27 protein-coding genes are annotated in these 26,723 nt (G+C 47.0%); 13 read left to right on the forward strand and 14 right to left on the reverse strand.

Annotated features, from left to right (window positions below):
- Positions 1 to 188 precede the first annotated feature (188 nt).
- Entirely contained in the window at positions 189 to 1,805 is a 1,617-nt protein-coding gene (locus ACI49J_RS09545) for a thiamine pyrophosphate-requiring protein (protein WP_240254347.1), read from the forward strand.
- A gap of 42 nt (positions 1,806 to 1,847) precedes the next feature.
- Here the strand turns inward: ACI49J_RS09545 and ACI49J_RS09550 are convergent, their stop codons facing one another.
- The 3 genes from ACI49J_RS09550 to ACI49J_RS09560 all read right to left on the reverse strand — a co-directional run bounded on the left by ACI49J_RS09550 (position 1,848) and on the right by ACI49J_RS09560 (position 4,220).
- Entirely contained in the window at positions 1,848 to 2,744 is an 897-nt protein-coding gene (locus tag ACI49J_RS09550) for a PEP/pyruvate-binding domain-containing protein (RefSeq protein WP_144418724.1), read from the reverse strand.
- 190 nt (positions 2,745 to 2,934) lie between these two features.
- Complete coding sequence (locus tag ACI49J_RS09555) at positions 2,935 to 3,489, reverse strand: isochorismatase family cysteine hydrolase (RefSeq protein WP_012020395.1); 555 nt, start codon at positions 3,487 to 3,489, stop codon at positions 2,935 to 2,937.
- Between the two features lie 86 nt (positions 3,490 to 3,575).
- A complete protein-coding gene (locus ACI49J_RS09560; RefSeq protein WP_240254346.1) occupies positions 3,576 to 4,220 on the reverse strand; it encodes a DUF3834 domain-containing protein in 645 nt (214 codons plus the stop codon).
- 170 nt (positions 4,221 to 4,390) lie between these two features.
- Here ACI49J_RS09560 and wrbA point away from each other — a divergent pair, with 170 nt between their 5' ends.
- Positions 4,391 to 4,984: an NAD(P)H:quinone oxidoreductase gene (wrbA, locus tag ACI49J_RS09565; RefSeq protein WP_318552106.1), complete on the forward strand. Its 594-nt coding sequence runs from the start codon at positions 4,391 to 4,393 to the stop codon at positions 4,982 to 4,984.
- Here the strand turns inward: wrbA and ACI49J_RS09570 are convergent.
- From ACI49J_RS09570 to ACI49J_RS09585, 4 genes are read right to left on the reverse strand one after another with little or no spacing between them, the layout of a single operon-like run.
- Positions 4,974 to 5,267: a hypothetical protein gene (locus ACI49J_RS09570; protein WP_240254344.1), complete on the reverse strand. Its 294-nt coding sequence runs from the start codon at positions 5,265 to 5,267 to the stop codon at positions 4,974 to 4,976. The two genes, wrbA and ACI49J_RS09570, sit on opposite strands and share 11 nt — an antisense overlap.
- A gap of 26 nt (positions 5,268 to 5,293) precedes the next feature.
- Positions 5,294 to 6,652, reverse strand: coding sequence for an MFS transporter (locus ACI49J_RS09575; RefSeq protein WP_240254343.1), 1,359 nt, complete (start codon positions 6,650 to 6,652; stop codon positions 5,294 to 5,296).
- Between the two features lie 55 nt (positions 6,653 to 6,707).
- Positions 6,708 to 7,319, reverse strand: a complete 612-nt coding sequence (locus ACI49J_RS09580; protein WP_240254341.1) for a phosphatase PAP2 family protein — start codon at positions 7,317 to 7,319, stop codon at positions 6,708 to 6,710.
- A 55-nt stretch (positions 7,320 to 7,374) separates the two neighbouring features.
- On the reverse strand, positions 7,375 to 7,968 hold the full coding sequence (locus tag ACI49J_RS09585; protein ID WP_240254339.1) for a 2-keto-4-pentenoate hydratase: 594 nt from the start codon (positions 7,966 to 7,968) through the stop codon (positions 7,375 to 7,377).
- Between the two features lie 50 nt (positions 7,969 to 8,018).
- Between ACI49J_RS09585 and ACI49J_RS09590 the strand changes: the two genes are divergently transcribed.
- On the forward strand, positions 8,019 to 9,770 hold the full coding sequence (locus tag ACI49J_RS09590; RefSeq protein WP_240254337.1) for a molybdopterin-dependent oxidoreductase: 1,752 nt from the start codon (positions 8,019 to 8,021) through the stop codon (positions 9,768 to 9,770).
- 267 nt (positions 9,771 to 10,037) lie between these two features.
- On the forward strand, positions 10,038 to 10,673 hold the full coding sequence (locus ACI49J_RS09595; RefSeq protein ID WP_240254459.1) for a sulfurtransferase TusA family protein: 636 nt from the start codon (positions 10,038 to 10,040) through the stop codon (positions 10,671 to 10,673).
- A gap of 7 nt (positions 10,674 to 10,680) precedes the next feature.
- On the opposite strand, the gene ACI49J_RS09600 is transcribed toward ACI49J_RS09595, so the two are convergent.
- Together ACI49J_RS09600 and ACI49J_RS09605 are read right to left on the reverse strand one after the other, a co-directional pair.
- Entirely contained in the window at positions 10,681 to 11,157 is a 477-nt protein-coding gene (locus ACI49J_RS09600) for a hypothetical protein (protein ID WP_240254335.1), read from the reverse strand.
- 45 nt (positions 11,158 to 11,202) lie between these two features.
- On the reverse strand, positions 11,203 to 12,441 hold the full coding sequence (locus ACI49J_RS09605; protein WP_240254333.1) for an MFS transporter: 1,239 nt from the start codon (positions 12,439 to 12,441) through the stop codon (positions 11,203 to 11,205).
- A 330-nt stretch (positions 12,442 to 12,771) separates the two neighbouring features.
- Here ACI49J_RS09605 and ACI49J_RS09610 point away from each other — a divergent pair, with 330 nt between their 5' ends.
- Positions 12,772 to 13,950 (forward strand): MFS transporter, encoded by a 1,179-nt coding sequence (locus tag ACI49J_RS09610; RefSeq protein WP_342781136.1) that lies wholly within the window; start codon positions 12,772 to 12,774, stop codon positions 13,948 to 13,950.
- A gap of 155 nt (positions 13,951 to 14,105) precedes the next feature.
- Positions 14,106 to 14,759: a DUF72 domain-containing protein gene (locus ACI49J_RS09615; RefSeq protein WP_240254331.1), complete on the forward strand. Its 654-nt coding sequence runs from the start codon at positions 14,106 to 14,108 to the stop codon at positions 14,757 to 14,759.
- Here the strand turns inward: ACI49J_RS09615 and ACI49J_RS09620 are convergent.
- Genes ACI49J_RS09620 through ACI49J_RS09630 form a run of 3 tightly spaced genes read right to left on the reverse strand, consistent with a single transcriptional unit; the run spans position 14,734 to position 18,678 of the window.
- Entirely contained in the window at positions 14,734 to 15,828 is a 1,095-nt protein-coding gene (locus ACI49J_RS09620; RefSeq protein WP_240254330.1) for an MFS transporter, read from the reverse strand. The genes ACI49J_RS09615 and ACI49J_RS09620 overlap by 26 nt on opposite strands.
- Positions 15,829 to 15,864: 36 nt before the next feature.
- A complete protein-coding gene (locus ACI49J_RS09625) occupies positions 15,865 to 16,998 on the reverse strand; it encodes an MFS transporter (protein ID WP_240254329.1) in 1,134 nt (377 codons plus the stop codon).
- A gap of 48 nt (positions 16,999 to 17,046) precedes the next feature.
- A complete protein-coding gene (locus ACI49J_RS09630; protein WP_240254328.1) occupies positions 17,047 to 18,678 on the reverse strand; it encodes an NAD(P)-binding protein in 1,632 nt (543 codons plus the stop codon).
- A 117-nt stretch (positions 18,679 to 18,795) separates the two neighbouring features.
- On the opposite strand from ACI49J_RS09630, the gene ACI49J_RS09635 reads away from it, so the two are divergent.
- Positions 18,796 to 19,119, forward strand: coding sequence for a hypothetical protein (locus tag ACI49J_RS09635; protein WP_240254326.1), 324 nt, complete (start codon positions 18,796 to 18,798; stop codon positions 19,117 to 19,119).
- Here the strand turns inward: ACI49J_RS09635 and ACI49J_RS09640 are convergent.
- On the reverse strand, positions 19,116 to 19,406 hold the full coding sequence (locus tag ACI49J_RS09640; protein ID WP_240254324.1) for a hypothetical protein: 291 nt from the start codon (positions 19,404 to 19,406) through the stop codon (positions 19,116 to 19,118). The genes ACI49J_RS09635 and ACI49J_RS09640 overlap by 4 nt on opposite strands.
- Positions 19,407 to 19,522: 116 nt before the next feature.
- Here ACI49J_RS09640 and ACI49J_RS09645 point away from each other — a divergent pair, with 116 nt between their 5' ends.
- Positions 19,523 to 19,774 carry a hypothetical protein gene (locus ACI49J_RS09645; RefSeq protein WP_240254322.1) on the forward strand — a complete coding sequence of 84 codons (252 nt, stop codon included), beginning with the start codon at positions 19,523 to 19,525 and terminating at the stop codon, positions 19,772 to 19,774.
- Positions 19,765 to 20,181: a type II toxin-antitoxin system VapC family toxin gene (locus ACI49J_RS09650; protein ID WP_240254320.1), complete on the forward strand. Its 417-nt coding sequence runs from the start codon at positions 19,765 to 19,767 to the stop codon at positions 20,179 to 20,181. The genes ACI49J_RS09645 and ACI49J_RS09650 overlap by 10 nt, the downstream gene beginning before the upstream one ends.
- Positions 20,182 to 20,304: 123 nt before the next feature.
- On the opposite strand, the gene ACI49J_RS09655 is transcribed toward ACI49J_RS09650, so the two are convergent.
- Positions 20,305 to 20,691 (reverse strand): hypothetical protein, encoded by a 387-nt coding sequence (locus ACI49J_RS09655; RefSeq protein WP_240254318.1) that lies wholly within the window; start codon positions 20,689 to 20,691, stop codon positions 20,305 to 20,307.
- Positions 20,692 to 20,755: 64 nt separating this feature from the next.
- On the opposite strand from ACI49J_RS09655, the gene ACI49J_RS09660 reads away from it, so the two are divergent.
- The 4 genes from ACI49J_RS09660 (at position 20,756) to ACI49J_RS09675 (ending at position 26,717) form a co-directional block, all read left to right on the forward strand.
- Positions 20,756 to 22,336, forward strand: coding sequence for an APC family permease (locus tag ACI49J_RS09660; RefSeq protein ID WP_240254316.1), 1,581 nt, complete (start codon positions 20,756 to 20,758; stop codon positions 22,334 to 22,336).
- Positions 22,337 to 22,470: 134 nt separating this feature from the next.
- On the forward strand, positions 22,471 to 23,703 hold the full coding sequence (locus ACI49J_RS09665; protein ID WP_240254314.1) for an APC family permease: 1,233 nt from the start codon (positions 22,471 to 22,473) through the stop codon (positions 23,701 to 23,703).
- Positions 23,704 to 23,754: 51 nt separating this feature from the next.
- Complete coding sequence (locus tag ACI49J_RS09670) at positions 23,755 to 25,038, forward strand: MFS transporter (RefSeq protein ID WP_240254313.1); 1,284 nt, start codon at positions 23,755 to 23,757, stop codon at positions 25,036 to 25,038.
- Positions 25,039 to 25,130: 92 nt separating this feature from the next.
- The gene (locus ACI49J_RS09675; protein ID WP_240254312.1) at positions 25,131 to 26,717 is read left to right on the forward strand and encodes a PQQ-binding-like beta-propeller repeat protein; all 1,587 of its coding nucleotides are present in this window, start codon (positions 25,131 to 25,133) and stop codon (positions 26,715 to 26,717) included.
- Positions 26,718 to 26,723: the final 6 nt, after the last annotated feature.

The following is a 26,723-nucleotide window of genomic DNA, read 5'->3' on the forward strand; positions in this document are numbered from 1 at the left end:
TAAAGTTAATCAGTATGTCTAACTCACTGCGAGTTGGTCGTCAAAGGGTTAGAGTATTACCGGACAAAGTTTGCCAGAAAAGTCATGGGTCTACTTTCTAGACGTAACTAGCAATTTCACGTCTGCTTAATCCAGTATCGCTGAACGTTCACGGTAGAACTTAACTATTTGATCATTATAAATAAGCCATGGAACAGACAACAGCTAGGTCCAGCGCAGGACTTATCCTAGCTCATCTCAAGGAGGAAGGCATTGATAAGATCTTCATGGTGTCAGGCACAGATTACGCGTCCTTTATAGAGGAAAAGGTTAGGGATCCTAACTTACCCGACTTTATCGTGGTTCCACACGAGATTACAGCCTCTGCAATGGCTCTAGGTTACTCCTTGGGAGGTAAGATGGGAGTAGTAGCTGTTCACACAGTGCCTGGAACCCTGAACGCTCTAGGAATAGTGAGTAACGCCTTCACCAGTAGGATCCCACTTCTGGTCTTAGCGGGGAGATCTCCTTATACTGAGGAAGGAAGTACAGCCAGCAGAAACCTTAGAATACATTGGACACAGGAGGCACGGGATCAGGGCGAGTTTGGGAGGCAATACCTGAAGTGGGACTTTGAGATAAGGGATCCAGGCCAGACCTCAGTGGCGGTTAGGAGGGCACTTCAAATAGCTCAAAGTGAGCCTAAGGGGCCAGTTTATCTAACCTTGCCAAGAGAGGTTAGCGTAAGCCAGGCTAAACCGGTGAAGGTGAACATGTCACCCTACGAGCCAGGTCCGTCTAGGGAGGCAATAGCCAAAGCAGAGAAATTAATAGAGGAATCCGAGAGACCGGCCATCATTACATGGAGGGGAGGCAGAAGAAGGGAATGGTATGATTCCTTGAGGGAGTTCGCGGACAGGCTAGGGGCACCTGTCCTAAACTATGTGGGAGAGGTGGTCAATTATCCCTCAGCTGGGGACATGGCCTTGGACAAGCTGAACTTAGATGAGCCAGACCTTATCATAATCGTGGAGTCTGAAGTTCCCTGGATACCCAAGAGAGTCAAGGTAAAGGCTCCAGTGATAAAGATTGACGTAGAACCAGCCTATACCTACATACCCTATTATGGCTTTCCGTGTGACGTATGCATTCAATCAACTCCTCTCGCCTTGAAGGAGATCCATATACGCGGAAAAGACAAGTGGGGTGAGGAAATTAGGGAGAGAGTAAAGAGGCAGAGGGAGGCCAAGAGGAGGGAAATCTCGAGCCTTGAGAACTCATCGAGTGTTCACCCAAGGCTACTCTCTAGCTACGTCTCAAGCTTCAGGGCTGTCGTGGTCAACGAATACCCATTCAACCCCAGATACGGTAATTTCGAGTTCGGGGAGTATTATGGCGACCTTTCGGAGGGCTACCTAGGATGGGCGCTCGGAGCTGGTCTAGGTATTAAAATGGCCACAGACAGGGACGTCATTATTACCACAGGAGATGGCTCCTTCATTTTTGGAGTTCCCGAAGCTTTCTACTACGTAGCTTCAACGTACGGCCTACCTGCAATGGTAGTCATTTACGATAACTCTGGGTGGTTAGCCTCTGCTGAAGCTGTGGAGGAGGTTTTTCCTGAGGGACTTGCAAAGGCAAAGAGGATGTTCCCAGGTGCAGATTTCAAGAGATATAACATAGGCGAAACTGTGAGGGCCTTCGGTGGTTACTTCAAACTAGCCGAAACTCCAGAGGAGGCAAAAATCGCTTTGACTGAGGGGTGGAACTACATGAAGAAAGGAGGACTCTCCGTGGTGCAGGTTGTGGTAGAGAGAACAAGATAGCCTAGGGGGAAGTGGTGAGAGACCGTTAAGTTACTCAAGCCCCTAGATCTCCTCCCACATGGTCTTGACTCCCCTCACCTCAAGGATATACAGCTTGTTATCCTGAAGTGCCCACTCCAGGTTAACATGTCTCCCGAAGAACTCCTCTATCCTCAGGGATAGATTGGCCAGCTCTATGGCCTTCTCATCGCTCAGGCTAGGTTCCATGGCCTTTCCTCCCAGGGGAATCTCCCTTATCCCCCCAAACCTGGGGTCAAATTTCAGCATTACGTGTTTATGCCCTATGCTTTTCTCGACTATTATTCTATCCCTTTTAGGTAACACGAAACGATCTGGCGTGACCAATCCCCTGGTCACTGCCTGTCCCAATCCCCAAGAGGATTCGATCACTACCCAGTTTGGATTTCCAGTTACTGGATGAATTGTGAAAGCTGTTCCGGCCGACTCTGGGTTTACCATCTCCTGTACGAGGACAGCAATCTCCAACGGCATTCCCTGGGCAATCCTGTACGCCAACGACCTGGGATTAAAGTAACTTGCCCACGCTTGCTTCACGTAAAAGGGAAGGTCCACCTTATTCACGTAAAGGAAAGTTTCCGTTTCCCCAGCAAAGCTTGGCCCTGACATGCTCGAAGTTATTGTAGGCCTTACGGCCACCAAATCTGTGGAGATCTCCCTGGAGAAGTGTTCTATCTCAAGGGAAATGTCCAAGGGTATCTCGGTTTGAGTCATGATCTCTTTGATCGTCTCATATCTTCTCTCCAAGTCTCTTGGATCCTCAAGGTTAACGCCCTTAAGCGCGTCGCTGATCTTGTCCCTATTTATCTCCATGAACCTACGGAAAGCGGACCTGGTGATCACGAATCCCCATGGTACCCTAATCCCCATCCTCGTAAGTTCGCCTAGGTAAGCAGCTTTCCTGCCAACGGAACGGACCATGTTGGATGATGATTGGTCGATCGTAAATACATACATATACGTGGATAGGAAGTACAAAGATTTAAACATGTTCTAGACTTTTATGAAAACAGGAAAGCGAGGAGAACCGCACTCCTTAGACTGTATGGGTAAACAAAAATTCTGAATTTCTTACTAAAATTACTAGCTTGAAAGGAAGTTCACTCCTGTTTTACTGTAGTATTTTTTCTAACTCCTGCGATGTAATCATTGGGAAGAAGTCCTTCATGTTTGTTAGGGACCTTTCATGCCCTTCCCTATTGAATGAGGAAACCGCATCACTCACAATAACGGGCATGAAACCCAAGGCAAAGGCATGTCTAGCGCTGGTCTCTACTCCTATTTCCGTGGCAATCCCTGTGAAGATTATGGCATTTCTTCCAGAGTTCCTAAGCAGGAGCTCGAAATTAGTTCCCACAAAGATACTCCATGTGTTCTTCGGAAGGACTATCTCACCTTCAGCAGGCTTGACGTAAAGTTCCAGGTCCTCACTTGTGAATCTGAACTGTCTTGATGAGACCCTTGATGCGTAGGGTTCGAATCCACTTGGATAGGGCGTTATCTTGGTATACACGATAGGTATCCTTGCTTTCCTAGCAGCTCCAATTGTCCTTTCCAGACCACTTACAAACTGATCTCTGTTGAAAATCCCCTTCACCAATCCGTTCTGTACGTCCCATACAACCAGAATCGAATTACTTGGAGTTAGAATCTGTTTTAGGTCCATGAACAACTTAACTGGTTTACATTTAAAAAACTAATTCTTTTTATAGAAAATATCTAGTGGATATTCCAAAAAAGAGATGAACTTCTTTACAGATACTTCTTGACTAAGTTCTCGAACTGCGAATTGTCCTTTAGCCTCTCCACGGTCAGGACGGTGGTCTTGGGTAGGTTAACTATCATCTGTAGATTTGCCTGTATGGGTAACTTCTTGGACACGTACTCCGCTACCCCCTGTGGGTCCTGCTTCATGAGCTCGATACCCTCAGAGTAGGCTGAGATGAACTCCTCGTGGTTGGCGTTGACGCTAGCTCCACAGCTTCCAGGTATTCCAAGTAACTCCTCGAAGGTCTTTCCCTTAGCGAAGGGCGAGGCAATCACTATGGAGTCTACTTCCTTCTTGTTCAGCATCTCTACTAGCCTGGGCATCTCGTCGGCGTATACTACTTCTCCCCTTATTCCCTTCATGTCTAGGAGGGCCCTTGTTAATACATCTGCAGCACTTCCCTTCCTCCAGACTCCAATTCTCTTCCCCACGTCCGGCGACACTACCATGAGTCCCTTTATCGTTACGTAGTCTGTCCTCAATCCTCTCCTCACGAGAGAGACTGTGGAGTCCAGTATCACGTCAGCGCTACCATCCTTTCCGAAATCAATAATGATATCCTTGTTTTTCATTGTAGAGGCTATCATGGGGTAGGAAACTGGTCCAGGTGCAGCTATTACCTTTAACATGGTTATCTAGGTATCAATGTTACCCATGAATAAATATTTTTGCCAAACTTTTCCCTTAATGATACTTATTGAGGTATCATAATGAAATTGAAAGGAAAATTATGGAGTTTAATATTTTAAAGTTTAACTTTTAGTAAATCTTTTAAGATTGCATGAATGAGGACCTTCCTATGGCTTGTCCCAAAATACTTGTACTATTCTATGGCTACGGTAGTATAGTTGACCTAGCCATGGAAATAGCTGAGGGAGCTAAGGCAGAGGGAGCTGAGGTTAAGGTAGTAAGGGTTCCAGAACTTTTCCCCAAGGAAGTTGTAGCCAAGTTCAATGTGGATCTATCTAGGATAGAGAAGATCCCAGAAGCCACAATGCAGGATCTGGAATGGGCTGATGGAATAGTTATGGGATCCCCCACCAGGTACGGCAACATCACTGGTCAGCTGAAGTTTTTCTTAGACCAGACCAGGGACCTCTGGTTAAAAGGTGCCCTTTATGGAAAGCCCGTGGGGTTCTTCACAGAGGCCGCTACCATTCATGGAGGTCACGAGAGCACTATCCTAACCATGAGTGCCTATGCCTATCATCAGGGAATGGTGATAGTCCCATTGGGCTATGCAATAAAGGAGATATCCACAACAACCACTGGAGGCTCTCCCTATGGTCCCAGCCATCTCGGAAGCATGAAAAACTTGGATGATAACGAAAAGGCCATAGCTAGGTTCATGGGTAAAAGGATTACCGAAGTCGCAAGAAAGCTTAGATGCTAGCCTTTCTAGTTTTTTGCCTTCTATTTCTCTCCCTTCTTGGTATAGCCCTGAACTCTGAGATCCTGGAGAGGGCCTCCCTGGGGCTAGAGACTCCCCTTAGGATTTCAGCCAATCCCCTTTCCCCAATATAATTTAGCCAAGCAACAATATGCCCCTCCTTTAGATGGTATTCCACACAGGCCGGATCCTCTCTTGAGAGCCTAGCCAGTTCCCTCTCGAGCTCTGGTAGGTCCCTCGCTACACCTATTACTCTATCATAACTCTTAAAGTAGAACGGTTCCATAAAAATGGATTTCCCACGCATTTTCCTTATAATCCCTCTCCCACGTTTCTCTCCTTAACAACTTTCTCTAATTCCTGTCCCTTTGTTTCGGGAATGACGAAGAGTGTTATTATGGTGGAAATTAGTGCTATTCCTGCATAAAATCCAACCATAGCTCCTAGTCCATAATGCGAGAGAAGTAACGGGAAGGCAGTTATGTTAAGGGCAGTAGCCAATCTGTCGACGCTGACGCTTATGGCCTGGCTAGTTGCCCTAACCTTAGTGGGAACTAGCTCAGGCGTCACCATCGCCGAGCCTATGATTGATGCCGGACCTATGGCCGAGAAGAGGTAGTTTAGCATGTAAAACGAAAAACCCAGAACCGCAGCCTCTCCCACTAACTTGGACACGGAGAGTTGAGCCTCCGGAAGTCCAAAGATTCTAGGATCCTCCAGTAGAAGGGAATAGGCGAAAAGCCATAGGGCCACTCCAGTGTAGCCTATCACGATTAAGGGCTTTCTCCCTATTTTGTCCACAAGATAGATGCATATTAACTGTCCCGGAATTCCCGCAAAGAACTGCGCGACATACGTGAACTCTATGGGAGAGAGTCCCAGATTGGAGGCTATCGTAATAGGGCCGAAAATGGCAAAGGTCGAGGAGTACATGTCGTAAAGTAGCCAGAGGACAGAGGCTGCCACGATTAACAGTGCAGAAGAGGAAAGCCTCCTCAAGAATGGGGTTGTGTCCTTAGCCTTGGGCAGGGGTTTCCCCAATTCCTGCTCTATCTTGGACACATCCTGGTGCTCTGGGTTGACCCTGGACACGAACAACATTGTCTCGTATATCTTCCTCCTCAGAAAGAAGACTGAAATCGCTGGAATAGCACCCATTCCCAGAACTACTCTCCAGAGTAGGGTTGCAGGAAGGTGGGCTAGTAAGCCCATCTGTTCCACGAAGGCAGCAATTACTGCACCGAGACCCCACATAACGGCAAAGGTCACTACCATCGCCTTTCCCCTGTTCCTTCCCTCCGCATTCTCAGCTACTATGACAGGTGAAAGGACGTAATCTGCCCCTATGCCCACTCCAAGAATTAACCTAGCTAAAAAGAGCTCCAGATAGGACTGTGAGAAGGCCTGCAGTCCTGCCCCTATGGCCATGATCAGGACATCAAAGCCGTAAATCCTCTTTCTTCCTATCCTGTCAGCTAGGAGACCAAACAGAAGAGCAGCGATCGCAGCACCGTAATATGACCCTGCCACGAGTAATCCAAGCTCGGCACTGGAGAATGTGAAAGAAGAGGGAATGAAGAACGAAGTGAGGGAGATCGAGTAAAGATTATACCCGTCAGTGAGAACTCCCATCCCTGAGACTATTACGTTTCTCCACGTCAGCGATGCCATAACAATTGGTAAATACCAAAGTTAAAAAAGCTTTAGTATCTACTCCTTGAAATAATCATGCCTTAAGGAACTTCTCAACAAAGGCCAGAGTTCCTCTCCTTTCTAGGTCCACCGTTAGAAGGGAGGTCCATCCTCCCAAGAGCCAACCTGCTATGACGTCATAGGGCCAGTGAACACCAACGTAGACCCTTGAGTAGGACACTAAAAGTGCCTCTATCATCATGATGATCCAAAGCCATCTGGGAGCCATCCTGGCTAGGACAAGTGCTCCATCGCTCACGATTAAGGCATGCCCCGATGGGAAACTGTAGTCAGTAGGCGGCGGAACTAGGAGGTAATCCGGATGGACGTAGAGGAATGGCCTTCCCTGGGCAAAGGCGTACTTGCTAATCTCTCCCACAATTATAGCTAAGATAAATGACGCAGCGAGGGTAATTGCAATTCTCCTTGTCTTTTTGAAGACCAGAAGGATTGCAGTTAACGGAATCCACACATATTCTCTCCCGTACTTTGACAGGAACACCATGACCGGGTTAAGAGCACCCACCTGGTGATAATTGATTAACTTGAAAAGATACACGTTCAGAGGCATGTTAGGCTCAGACACTACCTTCACAGCTATGCCTATGACTAGAAAGGCCAACAGCAGGAGCCAGTAGTACTTCATCCTCTCCCAGGATGGTTAGAAATCTATAAAGTTTTTCGCGACTTAGATTCGCGAATTAGGTTGCCCTAACCTGGATAGTCTTCTTACCTTCTACCCTGATGAGGTCTCCCTTCGAGATCTTCACTGGTCCAATAAAGGCTCCACAGGAGACATACCCTGTCTGGTCTGGCTTGACCACGTTCTGCGGGTTGTAAGTGGGAGCTCCCTCACCCACAAGTTCCCCGTTAATGAAAAGTTTGAAGTGTCCGTAGGGGGGCTCTATCTCTTTCCCCACGAAAAGCCTCCCCGCGAAGGCATCATCTGCAATCATGTAGTGCTTAGGAAGATCCCACGTGGTAAACCTAGTTGCAGGGACCTCAAGTCCCAGGTAGGTTCTTAGGACTCTCCCGTTCTCCACAAGGGCAATAATTTCCACCTCGAGTTTGTGAGTCTTGAACCATAGCTCTAGCTCGCTCTTCGAGATCATTCTCTTAGTGAGGACCCCCCACAAACCTGACTTGGTTATCTTGTAGCCCCCAAGGCCCTCCTTCTCCACAAGCATCTGGGCAAATCTCTCTCCCACAATCTTGGCCTCATCCTCGGTCAAGTCGAAGGGCTGTATCTCCTTTCGTGACGTGTACGCTTCCATGAGAATTTCTGCCTTATCCATGGGTAAAGATCATAAATGACGTTTAAAAGCTATAATGTGGATTCGTACTCATGATAGCGTGTACTAGGGACTGTTACGATACGTGCGTCTTTGACGAGAATTATCAACCAGTGAAGGGTGAACCTACCTTTGGTTTCACCTGCTCCAGGGGAAGGATGGATCTAAGAAGAAACGAGATGAATAGGGTGGACTCGGCCTACGTGGATGGAAAGCAGGTTGGTCTAGAGCAAGCAGTCTCCCTAATCTCAAGAGCCTTAAGGGGAGTGAAACCTGACGAAATCCTTCACGTGGAATATGATGGTAATCAGGGTCTTCTGACCTGGTATTACCCAGCGAGGTTATGGAACGTGATAGGAGCTGTCAGCACGGATTACTCCATCTGTAGCCTGGAAGGTCATGAGGGGATCAAGGCTCATTACGGAACCAGTATGGGGGCTCTTCCAGAGGACATGGAGAAATTTTCCGCAGTTGCCTTTTGGGGTTCAGAGGCGGTCTTCAGCTTCATCCATGGCTGGAGGATTTTCAAGGACAAATACAAGATCGCGATTGACGTCAGAATGAGTGAGACTGCAAAGAGGAGCGAAAAGGCCTACGTAATAAGACCTGGCAGTGACGCTTACTTGGCAATTGCTCTCATGAAGATATTCCTCGAACAGGGTTACGCTAAACCTGATCTCGTGGACCTGGAGCTTCTCAGAAAGAGGCTGGAAAAATTTGATATGGATGAACTCCTCTCCGCCGTGAACTTGAGCGAGGATCAAGTGAGGGAGCTGGCGGACCTTTACGCATATTATCACCCGCTCACAGTGATAGGTTTCGCCATTGGGAGGTCGTGGAACGGGGGTCACTCTGCGGGACTAATTTCACTGATACCGGCAGTTCTCGGCGTGAAGAGGGGTTTCTACTACTCGAACTCTGGGGGATGGGGTATTGATTTCCAGTATCTTCGCGGTACTCACGTCTTTCAACCTAAAACTGTGGGTATGGGGGAGGTTGGTTATAACCTGGACAGGTTCAAGGTCCTATTTGTCTGGAACTCTAACCCCGTGGTTACCCTACCCGGTGGGAACAGGATAAGGGAGGCTGTGGAGAGCGGAAAACTTCTCCTCGTGGTCCATGACCCCTTCTGGTCAGAGACTGCAAAAATCGCCAATGTGGTCATACCGGGTTCCACTTTCCTGGAAAAGGAGGACGTTGTGTATAGCTATTGGCATCCCTACCTCGTTTACAATACCCCCTTGAGACCTAAGAAAGGAATAACGGAGGTGGAGCTTATGCATGCACTATCTTGGGAACTGGAACTCGATCATCCCTTGCTTAGTGAGGATCCATGGGATGCTGTAAACGTGGCGATCAGGAAAACCGGAACCACAGTTGAGGAGTTGAGAAGGAAGGGAATGGTTAAGATCAAACCCTTCATTACGCCCGAGAAAGCAAGCGTAGATCCGTTTCCATCTCCCGAGGAGTTAGGACTACCAAGGGGAGAAGTTCTGGTGTTCTCTGCCCATCCCAATTACACCAATTCCCAATTCACGGAAATTTACGGGAAAAGGGAGGCTGTGATATACTCAGGAAAGTATGAGGGAGAAGGCTTTCTAGAGGGTGAAGGTGGGAGGATAAGGGTTAAGTTCGTAAGGGCTGACTTGCCGGAAAACGTCCTCTTCGTGTATAAGTCCTCGTTACTTAGTGGGGAGAGGACAGTGAATTCTATCCTAAGACCTGTGAGGAATAAGTTCGGTGGGCCTAGGCTCAACGGAGAAGTGAGAGTAATTCTGGAGGACTCTGAAAATCCTCGACGCTAGAGGGGGGATTGAAAACTTAGTACCTTGTAACTTGTTCTAGGCTACAAGCTAATTTTCTTGTTTAAACTCTTTTACGTCTTTTGACGTTCAAAAATCTAGTTTCCTTATTAAAAGTAAATTATAATAATTCTATGTAATACCTTTTAACGATATAAGACTTTTTAGAATACATAAGTTTAATAACTAGAAGATCTTTTAAGTATAATATAGAAGGCTATGAGGTGATTTTACATCGCGTCAACCAATTCGCAGGAGTTCGTCTTGGATGTGAGAGGGGAGGAGTGTCCGATCCCTGAGATGAGGGCTGCTAAGGAGCTCCAAAAGATCCCCTCAGGTAAACTGGTTGTTTTAACGGATCACGAGCCTGCAATTGACGTTACTTTGCCCTCACTATGTAAGTCGCTTGGTCTTAGATACGAAACAGTGAAGGAAGGCGAATATGTGAAGTTCATTATTTACAAGGAGAGGGGTTCGGCGAAGATAGATGAGATTGAAGGCGTAAGCGATACTGAACGACTAACTCTAGGGGATGTGAGGTTGAGGGACAAGTTGTCAGATCCAACCATTTTAATGTCCTTCGTCCCTCAGATTAAGGCAGTAGATAATGTGGCCCCTGGAAGTTACATTCTTCACATGAAATGGTTTATTAGCTGGGAGACCCCCTTGTACGTTACCTTGAATCCCTTACCTAAGGGGGACATAGTTTACTATACCGCGTATCAGAAACTACCCATGACCAGGATTAGTTTTGGATGGAGATTCGTCTCCAATAGAGTTGGAAATGAGGTCAACTTAGATATAACAGAGTGGTATAAAGGTCCTCTTAGTGGTCAAGCTAAGAAATCCATAAGGAAACATTTAGAAAAGGCTAAGGAAACTCTTCCTAGGGTGCTCACATCCTAAGGGGTCTCTATCTTTTTCTTCTTACTAGCGCAAATATTGTTACGAATGCACCAATGATGAGCATGGGAATCCCGGAAAGTATTAATATTCCCAGCAAGGCACCTCCCTTAACAAGATAGTAGGTAGAGGAGAATTTCAAGGAGGCATTTTGGCTCCAATTATTCACGAGGATAATGTTACCACTGCCGTTGGGTATAACGTAGTAAATGCCTGAGCTGGTCACGGAGGAGTCGTTTTCTGGAACTCCCTTAACCTCTAGGGGAGATGGAGTGGAGTTATAAAAGAAAATGTAGATTGCCCTTCCGTTAGCGTTATAGGGGAGAGATATGCTTTGGTTTGGAGTCAGCGTCCTAGACGTCATATTTGAGTTTAGCCCCTCAAGTATCTGTTGAGACGCTTGCGAATCCAGGTAAGGATAAAGGCCAAACACTAATACAGCTCCTAAGACCAGCAAGATTAAGCCAACAATAAGCAAGACCTGCATTACCTTCTCCTATCCTCATGTGTTAAATGTTTTGTCCCTATATCCTTATCCTTCCTCCAAGTACTTGAAGATGCTCCCGGACAGGTAGAGCAGGATCCCAGCCACAATAAAATCTCCAGTGTACCCAATAGCCTTTGAGAGAAAGCCTGAGATCAAGGAACCTGAGAAGAGGGCTATGCCAACTAATGTACTGTAAACCCCGAGCGTGGTTCCCTGTCTTCGTCCACCAACCACCTTAAAGATAAGCGTGTTGGAAGCTGCATAAAACAAGGAGAACGCAACGCCGGCAGATAGCGGGTAAAATAGGAAACCCAATACTATTGCAGTAACAGGGGTCACGAGAGATATACCCATCACGATATATCCTGTCCCCCTCAAGAGCAGGGACCTAAAGGACGCCTCCCTTTCATCCCTGTCCTCAAGGTAATGGCCAACAAAATGAAAGGTCAGTATCTGGAACAGCATTCCCACGGTGATTATGCCCAAGACAAGGCTCTTGTTTATTCCCTCGTTGTAAAGGCTTGCAGGATAAAGGGTATTGAACAACCCGCTTGAGATGTAGAAGATTGTTATTGCAATGTAGAGAAGCGGAACGTAGTTAATGGGCTTCTTCGTAAGCCTGCTTAGGCTGAACATCTTGAAAAGGGTTAGCCTGGGCCTGTGAAGGAAAATTAGGGGTAGCATCTTGAGTCTAACCGCGAACGACTCTATACTGTGGAGCATTGAGGTCCTTTCCAGCATCATGGATTTTGGAGTGAAGAGAAGTGCCAACACAAAGGCTGAAGCCGAGAACAAGGCCAGAACAGCATACATTACCGTGATCCTGATAACTAAAACTAGAAATGTGGACAAGAGAAGGCCTATCAGGTTTCCTATGGAGGAGAGCATCGAGAGCATTGAGAAACTAGTGGCCCACTTCCTCTTATCGGCCGACTCCATGATGAGCAAATTCATGGGTGTGCTATAGGCAGTGGAAAAGAACGTAAATCCCGCGTAATTCAGGTCGATTTCAGGTATGCTATTACTCTGAGATGCTAGCACTAAAAAGAGGGTGGAGAACCCGAAGCCAGCTAGAATGAGCTTTCTCCTGTCAAACCTATCTGCAAGGAAGCCCCAAAACATAGACGCTGGAATCAGGACCACGTTAGACAGCGTGATGGCGTAAGCCACCATAAGTGGACCTCCGCCCATGTCGATTATATTGAGAGTAACGAGCGTTGAAAGAGGTCCACTCGAGACCCCGAAAACCAGTGCAGACCACATCCACCTTAATGATCTATTCATCAATTTCGCATAACCCCTCTTTTAAAGAACTGTAAGAATGCGTAAACTGAACTCCTGAATGATCTTCCTCGTCTTCCACTCGATCTTGATTTAAATTATGATTATAAAGTTAATTTAAGATTCAGGGATAGGGACATCGTTGATCCTGTCAGGGACTTTCGTATTGGATCACCTCAACAAGCTCATTACATGCGAGAAACTTCCTACACCAGGTTTCAAGGATGATCACTTCTATTTTTAGATTTCTAATCTTAAGTTATTGAGGAAATCATGAATTTTGTATCTTTATGCAAAAGATTTTAAGCCGATTAGGTATCATTGATACTCATCATGGAGTCAAAGAGCTTAAGGACACTAATATTCACATCATTGGCGCACTTCTCAAATGATGGTGTTTTTCTAGTCTTTCCGCTTCTCATTGTGTACTATACTACTGACGAAAGGATAAGCGTCGTGTTCCTTGGGGCGCTGGCCATAGTTTACACGCTTTTGTCGGGCCTCCTTTCACCTCTCATAGGTGATGTGGCAGACAAGAGGGATTCCGACGCGGAACTTATTGCGTTGGGGATATTCCTAGAGGCTCTTGCCACGGGCCTCTTTGCACTTTCGTTTCTGGATAGGGGACTAGCTATTCCTCTGATAACCCTGGGAGTGGTTCTCCTAGGGTCGGGACAGGCATTTTACCATCCCCTAGGAGGTGCCATACTTGCCAGGATCTTTGGAAAGAGCTCAGGAAGAGCCTTGGGAATCAACGGTGCCATGGGTAGTCTAGGAAGAGCGGTAATGCCGTCAATAATTACATTCCTTATCCTAGGTTTAGGGGAAGTCCTGGGGTTGGGAATATTTACGGTCTACATGGTCTTGGTAACTCTGGTCATTTACTTCGGACTTATGAACGTTAGAAGAGGGAGCACTAGTCTAGTGAGGAAGGCAACGGAGAAGTTAGATAGAAGGTTTTACAGGTTTCTGATAATTCTTGGGGCCCTAGTTTTTATGAGAAGTATGTTCATAAGCGGGACAACCACTTTCCTTGGGGAATTCGTCTATCAAGTTTACTTTTCAAAGGCCTTCACAGGAATATTTTTGACTGTTGGATTCTTGGGATCAGTTTTCGGACAGCCCGTGTTTGGCTGGTTGACCGAGAGACTTGGAGGGAGGACAACCTTTCTTTTGAGTAGCGTTTTGAGTCTTGTGTTCTTTGGACTTTTCCTGGTGTTTCCAAGGAACCTTTTCATTTCCTTGAGCTCTTATACACTGTTCACTTTCGCAGCCTTCACAGGGTTTCCAATCCTGTTAGGTTACATAGGCCAGGTATTTCCTAAGAACTTCTTCACCGTAGCCAACTCATACGTGTGGGGGATTGGAAACACAGTGGGAGGAGCTGCCGGGACTGCTCTGGTAACATGGTTACTGGATCTACACTACGACCTCATCTTCTCGTTCACGGTTCTCTTCGTGATAGCGGTAATATCGACGGTTCTGACTCCCCTAATCCCCAAGAAGATTTAACACGCGTAGTATCTTGAACAGCGGGTCTCACACATACTGGAAGGTCGAGCATAGAATACTCGTGATTCTTTCAATGACGTGTATTTCTGTCTAAATCCTGGCGGGAAAGTGAAGATTATTCCAAAGATTTTTATCAATTCCCTCCAACTTATCCCATGAAAATTTACGTGGGGACGTCAGGCTGGTCCTACCCGTGGAATAAGAGAAGGTCTCTGGAGTGGTATGTCGAAAACACCCCCTTTCAGGCTGTGGAGTTAAACTCGAGCTTTTACAGGCTACCTAAACCTTCAACTGTGAAGGAGTGGTTGAGCTTTAACCTGAAGTGGTCAGTAAAGGTTCACAGGGAGATAACCCACGTAAAGAGGCTCAAGGACGTGGATATGAGGAGCTTCATGGAGCTATTTCGCGACCTCAATCCAAGGTTCTACCTGTTTCAGTTACCTCCGAGCTTCAAGAGGAATGAGGAGAATGAGAGAAGGGTCCTAGACGTGTTGAAAGAGGTGCCCAACGCTGTATTTGAGTTCAGGGATAAGTCCTGGTTTGAATCCCCTCCTAACGTTCCCCTGGTATCAGTTGATTCGCCCATTGGAACATACATATTCCAGGGGAAGGTGGTGTATCTCAGAATGCATGGAAGAGAGAGATGGTACTTTCACAATTACACAGATCAGGAACTCATTGACGTTGCCAAGAAAATAGTCGAAATTAACCCTGAGGAGACCTACGTCTTCTTCAACAACGATCTCTGGATGTTAGAGAACGGGAAACGCTTTCTAGATATCCTCAAATCAATGCTAGGTAAAGAATAGCTGAGGCTATCCCAACACCTCCCACTGATGACCACGTTACTTCTCCTCCCCTAGTGAGTAGGAAGGCGGACATGGAGGAGCCAAGGGTTCTCCCCATGGAACTTACTAGTCCGTATATCCCGGAGTAGGTTCCCCTCGTCTCACTTTCAGCTAGGGATGTGGAAATGGATTGGGATAGGGGAGACACAATCATCTCAGCCAAGGTAATTCCCACGACGTCTAGAAGGGCTTCCCATACGTTAGAGACCAGAGACACAAGCCCGTAACTCAGCGAGTACATGAGCATTCCCACGGATATCCAGGTCCTATAATTTCCAGATACCCTTTCCCCAATCCATCTCTGTAGGAGTATAATGAGCCCTCCGTTAACGGCGTAGAGGAGACCCACCTGCCAGACCGCAATGCCAAGTCCACTGTAGTAGGTAACTAGAGGAAATCCCAGCTGTCCCATTACAGTAAAGGTGAGAAGGGTGGGTATCAGAAACATGGCAAACTTCCTGTTGGGAAGGAAGAACCTAACCCTCCCCTTGTGATCTGGAAGGGAGTACACAAAGGGAATGGCAACCACTGACAAGACTCCGCCCAGGAGTAGCAGTGGTTTGAATCCTATATCCCCCAGAAGTAAACCTCCAATTGCAGGACCTATGGCCCATCCAGCATTGATCCCAACGCGTATTACACTAAACGACCTCACAAGTTGCTTAAAGTTACCTCCCATGTCCCCTACACTGGCCATGTTAGCTACAGCATAAATGCTACTGAATCCTGACTGGAGCAGAACCATTCCTATGACTCCTGCAGTGTTAAGGAAAAAGGCTAGGACAAGCACTAGCGAGGAAAGTGATGTGGCTAGCGTCATCACCAGTCTCCTCCCCAAGTAATCTGTCAAGTATCCCCCAATGACATAGGCTATCGACGAGATCAAGAGCTGGGTTAAGTAGAACTGGCTGACCTGAACCAGGGACAAACCAAGGTACTTATAGAGGCCAAACCCTATATACGGCCAGATTAGAGATGACGTAAAGGATCTTATCCCACCGGAAAAGGCCAGCTTCGTTACGTGATTCATTTAACATGATTGAGCTCAAGGAAAAATAAAGTCGAGTTATCCCCTGATCTGTTCCAGTGGTTTTCCAGTCGTCTTGACTCCCCAGGCCAAGACTATAACCCCAGCTAAGGCAGTGACGCCAGATAGCATGAGGAATGAGCTCAACTGGTTTGACATGTAGGTAGAGGCAAAGAGTATTGGTCCCACGGCACCTCCAAGATGACCCAAACCGTCAGCAATTCCGTAGCCAAGGGTCCTTATTTTGGTTCCGAATATCTCCGAAGTGTAGGTGTACATTACCGGGAACTTGAAACCCTGCAGGAACATCTCTGCGAAGCCCAGAAGCAGGAAAGTTAAACCGCTGGAGAAGAACCACCCTACGATGACAACGCCTGCGAGTATGTTAACCAATGCCACACTGAACTTCCTCTCGAACTTATCGTTTAGGAGTGTGGCCAACACCACGCCAAGGGGATCTCCGTAAAGTATGTACGTGAAGTAGAGCGAGGTGTTGGTGAAGCCATGGGAGCCTATGAACTGAAACACCGGATCTGCAAAAAGGGCGTAACCCGTGAAGTAACTCAGAAACCACACTAAGGTCATTATGGCTATCCCTAGGTCAAATGAGAGCTTACCTCTCCTCTCAGCCCACATCCTGGACTCGGGTAATCTGACCCTAGTTATCAGGGCTATCACAGAAACTAACAAGCCTGCCAGGAAGAGGAACCTCCATTGTCCATTCAATAGGACGGCGATTGGACCTACTATCAGGGTTGTGAGGAAACCCGATGCCGTAACTAGACCCACGGATCTCCCTCTCTTCTCGGGGCTCACGGTCTCCGACACGTAAGCGGGAACAACGCTCAGCTCACCCTCTATCCCTAGACCTATTAGCAGTTCAGCGGGAATTAGCCAGGAAAAGGATTGCGCCACGAACCCCACAAGTGAGCCCACTGCAACTAGTCCCATGGATAGAAGTAGCCCAGGCTTCCTCCCCCTCAGGCTAGAGAGGAGCCCATTCAAGGCCCCACCCAAGGCATAACCGATCATCTCAGCGGAAAGGGGTAAACTCGCGAGGAGAGGTGACGCGTGAAACTGCGTCCCAGCGTAATTTATGATGTATGGGACGTTAAAAATATCCCAAAAGGTTAACGACATTCCTAGTGATAGTATTACCAGTTTCCAATTCATAAGGGTAGGTAGGATTTAAACTATTTAAGCTTTCCTAGATCTTTTTAATCATGGTTCGTAATCTAGGGCCATGAAGAACCCTCTGGACACGGCTTGCCCTATGGTGGGCTGTTGCCTAACGAACTCCCTGAACTCCACCTTTCCCTTTCCCTCCTTGACCACTGAGATTCCCCTCTCTGCATACGCCTTCTCTAGAAGGTATCTCCTAGTCCTGTCTAGATGGTGAAGGCTTCTCTCAGTGATCGCGACCTTGTTGTTCTCAGCCCATTTGAAAGCGTAATCCTGGTAGGCGTAGAGGTTTGAGTCTATGAGGACCTCCGTGTTATTTATTTCCTTGAATTGCGGTTGTGTCCCGTCAGGAACTGCCCATAGTCCCTCGTCCCTGCTTCCCTTGGTATTGAGATGTATCTCCACGTTAAGTCTGGCCAACTCCTTCTCGTAGTACTCCACGATGGAGAGGAACTCCCTCTTCCAGGGATCCATGATCCAGTTCAGCTGACCGCCCAACCTATCCCCCTGCTCCAGAAGGGTTACCCTGAACCCCCTCTTTGCCAGAACCCTAGAAGCCTCTAGTCCCGTTAGTCCTCCTCCCACCACTGTGACTCTACCTGTACCGGGTTTTAGGGGAAGAAGCTCCCATCCCAGTTCTGGGTTGACGTCACATCTCACCTCCCTGCTGGCAAATCCCCTGCACAGCTGATTGCATCGTATGCAGTATCTCACGGGTTCACCCTTGAGGCTCTTGGGCAACCAATCTGGGTCTGCAAGGAGTTGCCTACCAAGGACCACGGCATCTGCGACCTCCAGCACCTCCTCTGCGTCCTTCAGGGTTATGACGGATCCCACGAGGAGAAGAGGGATCCTAGGTCTTCGCATTTCCTTGGCGTACTCGAGGAAGGCAGGTCTCTTCCAATACATGGGCATGGACGAGCCTAGAGGTCCGTCCCTTCCAGCCGATAGGTGAACGTAGTCCAGTTGGGTCTCCACACGAGAGACTATCTTCGAGACCATCTCAGGTGTAAGTCCCGCGTCGTCAAATTCCGTTACGCTGATCCTTAACCCCACAGGGATGGATACACGACTCCTTACCTCCTTTATGAGTTCCTCTAGGAAAACCACTCCGTCAGCGTACCTATCTGTCCTCTTGTTAGTGGCAGGGGATAGGAACTGGGCAATTAGGTAACCGTGGGCTCCATGTAACTCAATTCCGTCAAATCCTGCCCTTTCCGCCCTCTCTGAGGCCTTGGCGAAGTCGTCTATAACCCTGTTGATGTCGTCCTCAGTCATTTCCCTAACAGGATCCATGACGGGAATCGGTGAGGGAGCTATGGGCTCGTTCCCCCAGATGAAACTTCTTCTGGTTTTCCTTCCCACGTGAACCAGTTGTACGAAGACCTTTGACCCCCTTCCGTGAACGGCGTCAACCAACCTGGAGAACTTCGGGACTACTTCGTCGTCGTAAAGTCCCAATTGGTTCGGGGATCCCCTTGCGTCCCTTCTGTTAACGTAAGTGTACTCCGTGATGATGAGCCCAGCTGAGATCGCTCTTCTGGAAAGATAAGCAATATGCTCTTCACTTGGGTAACCCTGAGGCGTTCCCAGGTTCGATATCATGGGAGACATTACAACCCTATTCCTGACTTCCACATCTCCTATATTGAATGGTTCCAAAAGTTTCATAAGCTGTAGATGTGGCCCAACAAAATTTAAGATTATCATTCAAAGTAAGTACGTTAAAATAGCTATATAGATGATAATAGTAAAAAAAGTTATAAGTTTCAAAACAGAAAAAGTAGTATGAGAGTTAAGTCGGTAAACGTGGAGAAAAGCGGAATCGAGTTTTGTTATAACGCGATATCCGTCATGGTTTACCTTAAGGAGAACGAGATGAGGATAGCTGAGGAGATCACGTATGAGGTAGCAACGGGACCAGTTGTGTCAAACGTGCAGATTGTGCTCAGGGATGGGAAAGTCTACCTTGATTCCCCCTTTGGGGAGAACGTCATAGAGAACCCAGCCAACATAGTGAAGGGCCTTAGGGAGATACTGGAGGGAATAAGGGAGAAGCACCCTTCAGTATACGAGAAGTACAACGAGTTCCTCAAGGCGTTCCAGGCCTAGGCTAACTTGCCCATTTCCTGGATTTCTCCATCCATATCCTCAAATACCACGCTCCCGTCCTGTTTTATCACCACGTAGCCAGGCTTGCCTCCACAGTTGTAGGGAAACGCGAGTAGGCCCTGAGTTTTGAGGGCAGAGATGGCGTAAATTGGCATGAGGGAGTCGTCCATGTTCAAGGCCATGCAGTTTGGAATCACCTTGAAGAGAGCATTGAGTACGTCGTTCAGGAGGGACTCATACTCGTCGCCTATCTCCCTCATCCTCTTGACCTTATCCATGATCTGCATGAGGGAATCAATACGTTGGGAAATAAAATATTCATCCCTGAGGGGATGTATAGCTGTGTAATTACACATCACGAATACGCGTAATCCTTATAATATACGTGAACAAGTATTTACATGTGCCTACTATTACCATAAGGGTTGATGAGGAACTCAAGAGGAAAATGGACGAGCTTGGTTACATAAACTGGAGCGAAATCATTAGGAGAAAGATAGAAGAGGTAGTGGAGGAGGAGAGCAGGACAAAGAGGAAGAAGGATAATCGAAGAATCCAGGAGGCGTCTGTGAAGTCCCACGAGTTTTCCCTTGTTTATGGAGGTAAGAGATCCGAGGAGAGTATAAGGGAGTGGCGGGATAGGAATTGGCAGTAGTTGACGCCTCGGTTGTTGTGAAGTGGTTTGCAAATGAAGAATATAGTGATGAGTCCGTCCTGCTAAAGGAGGCATATGCAAGAGGATTGGAGGATTTGTCTGCACCTTGCATTCTACCATTCGAAGTTCTCAACGGCTTAAGGTATACGTATGGACTAGGGGAGAGGGAGCTTGAGGAGGTTGGCAAGATACTTGAAGATTTTCAATTTACCCTATACGGTTTCGAGAGCTTCATCAAGGATGCAGTGCACCTCTCCTCCGTTTACGGGATAACCGTTTACGACGCATCCTATGTAGCACTTGGTAAGATCCTTGGGCAAACGGTCTACACGGCTGACGAGAAGTTGCTTAGGAAAGTGAAGGAACTCGGCTTTGTGGTACACATAAGGGACTATAGGGTAACATGATCTCGTTGTACACTGATGTTTTGGGAGAAACTTCTTCTCGCTAAGGTCTCAGGCACAACGAGAGAATTAAATTGAAGCATTATATATTAAGAAAAGATTAGGTATAGACACAGAGTTACTATTCTAGACACATTCGGGCATTCCTTCTCTCATCTTGTTCAAAATTTTAGACACAGCCTCCTCCAGCCCGACGATGCTCGCTTTCCTAGATATCTCTCTCATTGCATAGAGGGATATGGAAGACTTTGCAATCCCGATAGCACGCACTATTTCAACCCTTTGGGCAAGGTTCACCGCTTCGCAATTAGACACAGGCTCCTTGATCTTGACCTCATAAATAACGCAACCTCCCTTAATACAATGTTTCATGCAATGTACTAGAATCCCGTCCTCAAGAAGGACATCCTGAAACGGATTTCTGCTCGTAAATACCCCATCAGCGATCTTCACCAGTTGAATCCTTTCGCTCCCTAAGTCCTCCATGTTCCTCCTTACCACACTCTCTTCCATAATGTTGATTACTAAGGAAAGTTTATATACTTTAGGTTAACCCTAATTTTAGGTCGACCCTAAAATGTCCAATCAAAAGGCAGTTCCAAGATTAAGAAGAGGAGTAGTTGGCACGCTTGAGGCTGTAGCTCAGGAAATAGCTGCAATGGCGCCCGCGTGTGATACTGTCGCCTTCATTACCTCAGCTGCGGCCTTTGCGTTCGTGCTAACTCCCTTCGCGTTCTTACTAGCGATGCTTACCATGTTCATAGAAGTAAACACGTTATATCATCTGTCCAAGAGACACGCAAGTGCAGGTGGATACTATGGTTACGTGGCCACTGCCTTAGGTCCCTTTACAGCAATAGTAACCGGTCTCATGTATCCGGTATATCAAATAGCTAGTACTGCGGCCATTCCGGTTTACGTTGCTGGTGTGGTACTCCCAGGGGTGTTGAATTACTTCTTTGGGATCAGTTTGCCCGGATGGATTTGGATTCCATTCATCTTAGGCTTCATTCTTGTTCCAATTGGGCTCGCCATTGTGGGGATAAGGCCTCAAATGAAGTATATCAGATATGCTGCTATGACGGAAATAGCGTTTCTGGCTATAACCTCTTTATACATAATCGTAATGTCCCCTGACAATACCCTTAACGTATTCAACCCGTTTGCCTGGAACTCGGTTTACGGAGCTCAATTCGCGCCCCTTGGGGGTCCAATTGCTGGATTAGGTCTTGGAATGATATTCGGGTTGACAAGCTTCATTGGATACGGAGGCTCAGCACCCTTAGGTGATGAGGTCAAGAGTAGTAAGGCGATTACAAAGGCACTGATGCTTGGGGTAAGCATTGTGGGAATAGTGCTCACCGAGGTAAGTTACGCTTTAACGGTGGGATGGGGAGTGAATAACATGACGAGCTTTGCCAACAGCAGTATACCTGGGATAATTGTGTACGCCCATTTCATGGGAATTGTGGGTGGACTCATGCTTGCCCTATTCGCATTCAATTCAGCTTTCTCGGATAGCGTTGCAATGCAATCCAATGCAGGAAGGGTCTACTTTGCCATGGGAAGAGACGGAATACTTCCCAAGTTCTTTGCCTATGTTCACGAGAAATGGATAACTCCTAGTAAGGCACTTCTATTTGTGGGTATTGCCTCAAGTGTTACAGCAGTGCTATCGGGTTTCGTGATCGGGTCACTATCAGGTGTTTCACCTTTACAAATGCTTACGTTAAGTGCCACTTCTCAACAGGTGTCTTCAGCATTGAGTAACGTTTTTGACTTCCTCACTACCATTGCACTTGTAGGATTTATTGTGGCACATTTTGCGAACAATACTGCGGTAATGGTAATGTTCTACAGGCTCAAGGAGAAACATACCGGGATTAACAGGATCCTTCATCCCGTGATGCACTACCTTTTACCAGCAGTAGCAACAGCCATATTTGCCTTCGTTCTCTACGAGTCCATATGGCCTCCAGTATTTCCAGTAACGCAAGCGGTAATCGTGGGCGTAGCCTTCCTGGTATTTTCAATATTTTACACTCTCAGGATAAAGAGAAATAACCCGAAGGCCTACAAGAACGCAGGGATCACGGTGAATATTGTGGAGGAAGAGAAGTTGGAGCAAATGAGCAAAGCTGAAAAAGATCCAGATTAATGTGCTGAAATGAAGTAAAATGTCGGATACTATAAAAATTTTTCAGAGATATACATGCTTCTAGAGTCATGCATTTTCTCCTTATACTTAACTACTCGATAGGTAAATTAACCGTTGTCTATACATTTCCGTGAATGAAGAAACTTACCTTCTGGCAGGCCCTCTTCATAGGCTTAGGTAACATAATTGGGGCAGGAATATTCGTCATGGCGGGCACCACCATATCCGCTGCGGGCCCTGGGGCAATTCTAGCCTTCGTCATCACGGCAATTTATGCCATGACCGTGGGCCTCAATAGCGCCGAACTATCCTCGATTTACACTGATGTAGAAGGTGGAGTTTACAGCTTTACCCTAAAGACCTTGGGCGGAATGAGTGGTTTTCTCGTGGGATGGTTTAGGGTGATTGCATATTCTATTAGCGGAGCTGCGACGGCACTGGGTTTCTCGGGATACATGACTCAACTGGATATTCCGTCAATTTTGTATTACCCTATGGCTGTGATCCTTATCGTGGTATTACTTTTTCTCAATTATTTGGGATTGAGACTCGTGGCCAACGTGGAAACGATTCTCGTCCTCGTGAACCTATTTAGCCTTATCATGTTTACGGTATCTGCTCTCGTCATAGCAGGGGTCAGAGTCCACAACTTCACGCCCTTTCTCCCTCACGGCGTGACGGGGTTATTTCTGGCCTCAAACTTAGCATTTTTCGCTTACTCTGGATTTAACACCATAGCGACCCTCACTCCCTCAACCGAGAACGGCGAGAAGGTGATTCCCAGAGCTATCGTGTGGTCTCTGGTTATAACATCCCTCATTTACATTTCGGTCATCTTTGCCATGGTGGATGCAGTACCTTACACATACTACGGGCTGTCCTCGGCACCGCTCTCCCTCGCCCTGAGTTCCATACATGCGCCGTCCGTAATATATTACGTAATTGGCGCCTCTGCCTTAATTGCCACCGTGAGCGTCACGCTCTCAATAATTGTGGCAGGGCAAAGGACTCTTGATCAATTATCCAAGGACTTTCAACTTCCAGTGAGACATCCCCTCCTTCTCGTGGGGGCAATTATGGTTGTCTCCCTATTCCTAGGAAACGTAGAGAGCATAGCTTTAGCCAGTAATTTCGGAATAGTGTTCTCCTACATGTTAACAGGACTTGAGGTAATGATTTCTAGGCACAGGGGTCTTCGCGGAGTTTTCAGATCGCCAGGCTATCCTGTACTTCAGTTGATCTCCACAGCCCTGTCTGCGGTGTTCCTTATCTCACTGGGAATTCAGTCCCTTGAGATAGGAGTGGTGACCCTTTTCCTTGGAATACTAGTCTACGAGGCCCTAAGGGAGACCAGGCTAAGAAAATAGTTTCCCGGTTCTCACGAGTATTTATAATATTGTTTCTCAAATATTATCTTGATGAGCAATCAACCCTTGAGGAGCATATCCTCGTCCAAGAGGATAGTTAGGTTGTTGCCCATTCTTTTTTACCTCTATCTAGTAAATTTTCTGGATAGAGTTAACATATCCTATGCAATTTCAGCGGGGATGTTCAGGGATTTGGGAGTTCCCAAGACTAGCGCGGATCTTATAGCCTCCATTGCCTCTAGTCTATTCTTCGTAGCTTACGCTATCCCTCAGGTATTCTCCAACCTAGGCATAAGCAGAATTGGAGTTAGGAAGGTATTCGCGTTAGCCTTCACTGCATGGGGGATAATCACAATTCTCACAGGGTTTGTTCAGAACGTTCCTGAAGTATACCTGCTTAGGTTCCTCCTTGGACTCGCTGAAGCTCCTTTCTACGCGGGCGTAATCTTTTACCTCAGCGTGTGGTTCCTGAGGGACGAAAGGGGATTCGCAAATAGCCTGTTCAATGCAGCCATCCCTGTCTCAGGGATAATAGGAGGACTCATAGCTGGTTCATTCTTCTCTGTATTTGGAGATGATCCCGGATGGAGATACCTATTTGTGGCTGAGGGTGTACTGGCTCTCGCGTCGGTGGCCGTTATCTGGCTTTTCCTCACCGACTTTCCCAAGGATGCAAAGTGGCTAAGTGAGGGGGAGAAAGAGGAACTTCTAAGCAAGATGAAGGTTGAAAAGGAGGAGAAGCAGAAGCTAGTTTCCCACGCCTCGTGGAGGAGAGCTCTAGGTGATAGGGATGTAATTCTACTGGTTCTGATATATTTCCTTGGCGTAACGTCGCTGTATGGTTACACCATCTGGTTGCCGTCAATCATTAAGAGCTTCGGCGTCTCCGCCTCAACTGCAAGTTACCTCACAGTCATACCATATCTTGTTGCCTCAATCTCCCTCATCTTCATCTCCAGGTATTCAGACAGGGCCGGGGTTAGGAAATCTCTGGCCTTGGCAATATTTCTCGTTGCAGGGATTGGGCTATCCTTAAGCGCATTTACACTCAAGACGCCAGTGATTTCGTTCCTATTCTTCGTAATCTCTGCTATTGGAATTTACAGTTTCATTCCAGTATTCTGGACTATACCCACTGAATTCCTAAGCGAGGAGTCAGCTGCAGCGTCCATAGGCCTAATAAACGCACTGGGCAACTTGGGTGGGATCGCTGGTCCCATCATAGTAGGCTTCCTAGAAAGCTTAACGGGGGTTTTCACGGCAGGTGTTTACTCCCTCGCCCTCTTCGACATCCTAGCAGGGCTTGTGGTATTACTAGTCAGAAAGAGCAGATGAAATCGCGTCAAAAGTGAGATTTTAAAAGTTAAATATCATTTTTAAAAAATAAACGTGTAAGTTTTTATAGTTGTAAGAATCCTGTTTCTTTCATGGAATACAAGTTTTTCCTCGGAGTAGTTCTTGCGCTACTCGTTGGAATTGGGATAGGGTATCTGGTTTCGGGATCACATCAAAACGTGGTTACAACACATCAAAACGTTGTTATAACAACGCAACCTGAGTTTGTCATGAACCTTTTCAACATGGATGGCTTTCCAGTGTGCGTATATTACTTCCCGCAGAACTCCCCAAACATGTCGCAGGGAGGATCGTGGACCGTGTTTGACAACTCGCAAAATAGAGTGCCGTATATTTCCGGGAACCTTAACGTGAGCTGGATTTATCAGCAGATCATGCCTGCCTTCAATTTCAATAATATCACAGGATGGTTAAAATTAATTAAAACCTTCACTCCAGAGTTTAGGGAAGGATACGTTCAAATGATGGGAGATGCGGTTCCGCCCTCTTACGCAAACGGAATAGTATACGTGTCCGCCTCCGACGGAATAGTTTACGCTGTTAATGCATTCACTGGTAAGTCAGTTTTCGTTGCCATGTTGCCTGATACCCTTATGTCCCAACCCCTAGTGTATCACGGGCTGGTTTACGTTGGACTAGGAGGTGCATTTTTCACCTACGGCCAAGGGTTACTCAACGCCTTTGGTGGAGGCCATAGGGGTCAATTCACAGGTCTTTCAGGGCTCATGGCGTTGAACGCGTCAAACGGGAAACCTGTATGGTTCTTCCAGACCAAGTCCCAGGTGATGCCAACGCCAGTGATCATCAATGGCACTATTTATTTCGATGACGGTGACGGTTACATGTATGCAGTTAACGCTGAGACCGGATCTCTCCTCTGGAAAGTTGGCCCTTTCGGAACAGCGAACATGGCCAGCTTGGATTACGTTAACACGTCTAGTGGGAACATAGTAGTAGCAGGCTTTTCTTCAGCCTATCCTCAGAACACATCATCATTGGTTGGAGTCTACCCCTCAGGTAAGATTGCGTGGATTGCAAAGTTACCCTTTACGTATGATTCAGGACCTGGAGACGCCGTAATGGCAGTTTCTGGAGATTATGTGGTGGATGGGTTTATATCGGGTTATCCACTTCACGAGGGTCCACTATTCAATGAAACTCTCGCGAGGGAGATAGTGGTAACATTGAACGGAACCAATGGGAACATCATCTGGGTCAGGAACATATCTGGTTACGTACTTCCCACCGGGGCTAATAACGGCGAAAGTCCCGCAATTGTGAACGGCCATATCTACATTAACGACAGAAAGGACGGGAAAATACTGGCCCTAAACCTGAGTAACGGAAACGTGCTATGGGAGGATTCCCTGGTGAGGGGTGCACCGGGTCTCATAGGACCTACTTACGTTGACGGATATATCTTGAACCCAGATTTTGAGTACATCCAGGTCATAAACGCGAGCACAGGAAAAGTCGTGAACTTGTATTCAACTGGACAAGATCTAGTTATCGATACTCCACTAGTCGTGGGAAACACGGTGATAGTTGACGGTGGCTTCGGATACATTGAGGCCATACCGCTCTACTACGTTATCCATAACACGACATCAATCCTGAAGATCTATGAAGAGAACTTATCAGTTGCTCTTCCCTCCTAAGATTAA

The sequence above is a fragment of the Metallosphaera sp. D4-4 genome (genome assembly GCF_046245145.1).
GTDB lineage: Archaea > Thermoproteota > Thermoprotei_A > Sulfolobales > Sulfolobaceae > Metallosphaera > Metallosphaera sedula.

Excerpts from the sequence above, each read along its gene's own strand:
- ACI49J_RS09590 (WP_240254337.1), top strand. The coding sequence starts at position 8,019 with ATGATAGCGTGTACTAGGGACTGTTACGATACGTGCGTCTTTGACGAG.
- ACI49J_RS09630 (WP_240254328.1), bottom strand. The coding sequence starts at position 18,678 with ATGAAACTTTTGGAACCATTCAATATAGGAGATGTGGAAGTCAGGAAT.
- ACI49J_RS09615 (WP_240254331.1), top strand. The coding sequence starts at position 14,106 with ATGAAAATTTACGTGGGGACGTCAGGCTGGTCCTACCCGTGGAATAAG.
- ACI49J_RS09605 (WP_240254333.1), bottom strand. The coding sequence starts at position 12,441 with ATGAATAGATCATTAAGGTGGATGTGGTCTGCACTGGTTTTCGGGGTC.
- ACI49J_RS09660 (WP_240254316.1), top strand. The coding sequence starts at position 20,756 with ATGTCCAATCAAAAGGCAGTTCCAAGATTAAGAAGAGGAGTAGTTGGC.
- ACI49J_RS09610 (WP_342781136.1), top strand. The coding sequence starts at position 12,772 with ATGGAGTCAAAGAGCTTAAGGACACTAATATTCACATCATTGGCGCAC.
- ACI49J_RS09560 (WP_240254346.1), bottom strand. The coding sequence starts at position 4,220 with ATGTTAAAGGTAATAGCTGCACCTGGACCAGTTTCCTACCCCATGATA.
- ACI49J_RS09545 (WP_240254347.1), top strand. The coding sequence starts at position 189 with ATGGAACAGACAACAGCTAGGTCCAGCGCAGGACTTATCCTAGCTCAT.
- ACI49J_RS09635 (WP_240254326.1), top strand. The coding sequence starts at position 18,796 with ATGAGAGTTAAGTCGGTAAACGTGGAGAAAAGCGGAATCGAGTTTTGT.
- ACI49J_RS09640 (WP_240254324.1), bottom strand. The coding sequence starts at position 19,406 with ATGCAGATCATGGATAAGGTCAAGAGGATGAGGGAGATAGGCGACGAG.
- ACI49J_RS09570 (WP_240254344.1), bottom strand. The coding sequence starts at position 5,267 with ATGGAACCGTTCTACTTTAAGAGTTATGATAGAGTAATAGGTGTAGCG.
- ACI49J_RS09555 (WP_012020395.1), bottom strand. The coding sequence starts at position 3,489 with ATGGACCTAAAACAGATTCTAACTCCAAGTAATTCGATTCTGGTTGTA.
- ACI49J_RS09665 (WP_240254314.1), top strand. The coding sequence starts at position 22,471 with ATGAAGAAACTTACCTTCTGGCAGGCCCTCTTCATAGGCTTAGGTAAC.
- ACI49J_RS09620 (WP_240254330.1), bottom strand. The coding sequence starts at position 15,828 with ATGAATCACGTAACGAAGCTGGCCTTTTCCGGTGGGATAAGATCCTTT.
- wrbA (WP_318552106.1), top strand. The coding sequence starts at position 4,391 with ATGGCTTGTCCCAAAATACTTGTACTATTCTATGGCTACGGTAGTATA.
- ACI49J_RS09675 (WP_240254312.1), top strand. The coding sequence starts at position 25,131 with ATGGAATACAAGTTTTTCCTCGGAGTAGTTCTTGCGCTACTCGTTGGA.
- ACI49J_RS09550 (WP_144418724.1), bottom strand. The coding sequence starts at position 2,744 with ATGGTCCGTTCCGTTGGCAGGAAAGCTGCTTACCTAGGCGAACTTACG.
- ACI49J_RS09585 (WP_240254339.1), bottom strand. The coding sequence starts at position 7,968 with ATGGATAAGGCAGAAATTCTCATGGAAGCGTACACGTCACGAAAGGAG.
- ACI49J_RS09670 (WP_240254313.1), top strand. The coding sequence starts at position 23,755 with ATGAGCAATCAACCCTTGAGGAGCATATCCTCGTCCAAGAGGATAGTT.
- ACI49J_RS09655 (WP_240254318.1), bottom strand. The coding sequence starts at position 20,691 with ATGGAAGAGAGTGTGGTAAGGAGGAACATGGAGGACTTAGGGAGCGAA.
- ACI49J_RS09575 (WP_240254343.1), bottom strand. The coding sequence starts at position 6,652 with ATGGCATCGCTGACGTGGAGAAACGTAATAGTCTCAGGGATGGGAGTT.
- ACI49J_RS09580 (WP_240254341.1), bottom strand. The coding sequence starts at position 7,319 with ATGAAGTACTACTGGCTCCTGCTGTTGGCCTTTCTAGTCATAGGCATA.
- ACI49J_RS09600 (WP_240254335.1), bottom strand. The coding sequence starts at position 11,157 with ATGCAGGTCTTGCTTATTGTTGGCTTAATCTTGCTGGTCTTAGGAGCT.
- ACI49J_RS09625 (WP_240254329.1), bottom strand. The coding sequence starts at position 16,998 with ATGAATTGGAAACTGGTAATACTATCACTAGGAATGTCGTTAACCTTT.